General features: G+C 56.8%; 1 protein-coding gene. It reads right to left on the minus strand.

Annotation, left to right across the window (positions count from 1 at the left end):
• The coding region (locus K7H08_RS18285; RefSeq protein ID WP_231658681.1) for a beta strand repeat-containing protein at positions 1-4,284 on the minus strand (4,284 nt) is incomplete at both ends.

Genomic DNA, 4,284 nt, shown 5'->3' on the forward strand with positions numbered 1-4,284 from the left:
CGGCAACGTTGGTGATCTGGCGGTAAGAATCGTTGTCACCCACCGAAATCGCACCAAGCAGCTCTTTATCGGTGGTGTTGAACTCAATCGTTGCGGACCCTGCGGGGATAAAGCCGGAGTCTGGTGCCAGGGCGCGGTCAACCACCGAGCCACTGCCCAACGCGAGACTGTCATTAATCGGTGCACTAGCACCGAAGCCCATGGCCACCGCACCATCACCGCTGGCTGTGGCATTAACACCACTGGCAATCGCGTTCAGCCCCGTTGCACCATCGTTGTTGTAGTTGCCACCGATGGTGCCGCCGTCATTCACGCTGTAGTAGCGGGTACGGTTTTCGTCGAAATATTTGAGGTTAAGGGCATCACCATCATTGATAGGATCGCCCAAATTGGTGATAGTATCGCCCCCCATATCAATGCCGTTGTCATTGAGCGTCGGGCCGTTGTTGATGGTCAGGCTATCCGCCGTCAGATCGGGGCTGGTGGCGATCTTGATGCCACCCGCCTCATCACTGAGAACGATATTGTCGCCGGTCACGAAGTTGGCAACGTTATCGTTCTGGTCGAGTGTTTTCACCTCGGTACCGTCAATCTGGGTGACCACTGTCTGCAGTGCAGAATCAGCCAGCGTCAGGCTGTCTTTGCTGGCTTGGCTGAGATCCACCGCGTAGTCGGTGACGTTATCCGCATCCGGGGCGGCGGCAGTCACATCCACCGCAGCGGAACCGGCACTCACCGATGCGCCGTCGGCATTAACAGTGTAGATGTCTTGGCCGTCAGCGCCGGTGGTTTGGCCAACACTGGCCACGTTTGTGCCAGCAATGACTTCTGTGCGGGAGGCAGCAGCAGCTCCCTCTAGTTGGCTAACGTTGACAGCATCTTGGGCGTTCACACCGTCGGCGAGGTTACTGATGGTGGTGTTGTTCATATCAATGCCACCACCGGTCAGTGTCGGACCACCGGTGATGGCCACATCATCAAAGGCCACACTGTCAGCCGTGGCGACGGTGATGTCAGTGCCGTTGCGGGTGATCTCGATATTCTTGCCATTGAGCATCTGGACGGTATCGTCAGGCGCTACGTTAGTCGCCGTGTCTCCATTGGCTTGGATGTTCCAGCCGGTGTTGGCCACATCGCTCACTGCTTTGAGCTGATCTTCACTGGCTGCTTGGCCGGAGGTGAAGTTATCTGGATCAAAGGTGAGGTTGCTCAGCCCGTTAATGGTGTCACCACCACCAGTATTGACAGTGACATTGCCGAACTGCGGTGAATCAACAGTGGCAACCGTAATATCTGCGCCGTTGCGAGTGATGGCGATGTTTTGACCATCAATCATCTGAACGGTGTCGCCGGGAGCCACGTTGGTAGCAGTGTCGCCGTTAGTCTGGATATCCCAGCCCGTGTTGGCAACCGTACTGACCTCTTCAATCGCTTGGTTAGAGGCAAACAGTTGGCTGCCGTTGATGGCATCGGTACTTGTCTCACTCACGCGGCCTGCCGCGATATTGGTCAACGTGCGCTCGTTGCCTGCACTGCCAATACTCACCGTGCTATCTGGGGTAGTGCCAGCGAAGGTGTAGCTATCACCGGCAATCGTGACGCCACTGGTGGCGACCGCGTCTTCTGTCACGCTGTTGCTACCCAGGGCGACACTTTGATCATGGCTAACCGTCGCGCCTGCGCCCAGGGCAATGCCCTGCTGGGCTTCAGAACGCGCGTTAGTGCCGAACGCAATGCCATCGGAGAGCAGCACCTCAGCATTGTTACCAATCGCAGTGCCACCTGGGGCCATTTGCCCGACAATCGCGCCGTTACCCATGCCGATGCCGTTATCACCATTGGTGACTGTATTAGGCCCAATGGCAAGGCTATCTTCTCCAGCCGCAATCGCGTCAGGGTCATCGGAGTTAGCGCGGTAATATTTTATGCCGGTGGTAATCACTGAGCCTACCGCGCCTTGCAACTGACGAACCGTCACGGCGTCTTGAGCTTCAGTACCATCGGCAACGTTAGTGATCTGACGGTAGGAGTCATCATCACCCACCGAGATTGCACCGAGCAGCTCTTTGTCAGTGGTGTTGAACTCAATGGTGGCAGACCCTGCTGGGATAAAGCCGGAGTCTGGTGCCAGGGCGCGGTCAACCACCGAGCCACTGCCCAATGCCAAGCTATCGCGAATCGGCGCATTCGCCCCAAAGCCCAGGGCCACGGCGCTTTCGCCGCTAGCGGTGGCATTGACACCACTCGCAATGGCGTTCAGCCCCGTTGCACCATCGTTATTGTAGTTGCCGCCGATGGTGCCGCCGTCATTCACGCTGTAGTAGCGGGTACGGTTTTCGTCGAAATATTTGAGGTTAAGGGCATCACCATCATTGATAGGATCGCCCAAATTGGTGATAGTATCGCCCCCCATATCAATGCCGTTGTCATTGAGCGTCGGGCCGTTGTTGATGGTCAGGCTATCTGCCGTCAGATCCGGGCTGGTGGCAATATTGATACTGCCCGCCTCATCACTGAGAACGATATTGTCGCCGGTCACGAAGTTGGCAACGTTATCGTTCTGGTCGAGGGTTTTCACCTCAGTGCCGTCGATCTGGGTGACCACTGTCTGCAGTGCAGAATCAGCCAGCGTCAGGCTGTCTTTGCTGGTTTGGCTGAGATCCACCGCGTAGTCGGTAACGTTGTTGGCATCCGGGGCGGCGGCAGTCACATCCACTGCGTCGGAACCCGCACTCACCGATGCGCCGTCGGCATTAACGGTGTAGATATCCTGACCGTTCACACCAGTAGCCTTGTTCACACTGGCTACGTTGGTGCCGCCAGCCACTTCAGTCTTCGAAGCTGCGGCGGAGTTTTCCAACTGGCTGAGGTTAACTGCATCCTGCGCATTCACGCCATCAGCTAGGTTACTGATGGTGGTGTTGTTCATATCAATGCCGCCGCCAGTGAGCGTGGGGCCACCGGTGATGGCAAGGCTGTCGCTGTTGATGCTGGTAAAGGTAACGTCATCGGCGGTGGCGATTTTGATACCACCCGCCTCATCGCTGAGGACGATATTGTCGCCGGTCACAAAGTTGGCAACGTTATCGTTCTGGTCGAGGGTTTTAACCTCGGTACCGTCAATCTGGGTGACCACGGTTTGTAAGGCGGAGTCGGCCAGCGTCAGGCTGTCTTTACTGGCTTGGCTGAGATCCACCGCGTAGTCGGTGACGTTATCCGCATCCGGGGCGGCGGCAATCACATCCACCGCAGCGGAACCCGCACTCACCGATGCGCCGTCGGCATTAACAGTGTAGATGTCTTGGCCGTCAGCGCCGGTGGTTTGGCCAACACTGGACACGTTTGTGCCAGCAGTGACTTCCGTGCGGGAGGCCGCAGCAGCGCCTTCTAGCTGGCTAACGTTGACAGCGTCTTGGGCGTTCACGCCATCAGCCAGGTTACTGATGGTGGTGTTATTCATATCGATACCACCACCGCTCAGCACCGGGCCACCGGTAATGGTCACGTCATCAAAGGCCACACTATCAGCCGTGGCAACAGTAATATCCGTGCCATTGCGGGTGATGGCGATATTCTTGCCATTGAGCATCTGGACGGTATCGTCAGGCGCTACGTTAGTCGCCGTGTCTCCATTGGCTTGGATGTTCCAGCCGGTGTTGGCCACATCGCTCACTGCTTTGAGCTGATCTTCACTGGCTGCTTGGCCGGAGGTGAAGTTATCTGGATCAAAGGTGAGGTTGCTCAGCCCGTTAATGGTGTCACCACCACCAGTATTGACAGTGACATTGCCGAACTGCGGTGAATCAACAGTGGCAACCGTAATATCTGCGCCGTTGCGAGTGATGGCGATGTTTTGACCATCAATCATCTGAACGGTGTCGCCGGGAGCCACGTTGGTAGCAGTGTCGCCGTTAGTCTGGATATCCCAGCCCGTGTTGGCAATCGTACTGACCTCTTCAATCGCTTGGTTAGAGGCAAACAGTTGGCTGCCATTGATGGCATCAGTACTCGTCTCGCTCACGCGACCTGCGGCGACATTGGTTAACGTGCGCTCGTTACCTGCACTGCCAATACTCACCGTGCTATCTGGGGTGGTGCCAGCGAAGGTGTAGCTATCACCGGCAATCGTGACGCCACTGGTGGCGACTGCGTCTTCGGTCACACTGTTGCTACCCAGGGCGACACTTTGATCGTGGCTAACCGTTGCGCCTGCGCCCAGGGCAATGCCCTGCTGGGCTTCAGAACGCGCGTTAGTGCCGAACGCAATGCCATCGGAAAGCAGCA

The organism is Halomonas sp. IOP_6 (assembly GCF_021151565.1).
In the GTDB taxonomy this organism is placed as follows: domain Bacteria; phylum Pseudomonadota; class Gammaproteobacteria; order Pseudomonadales; family Halomonadaceae; genus Vreelandella; species Vreelandella alkaliphila.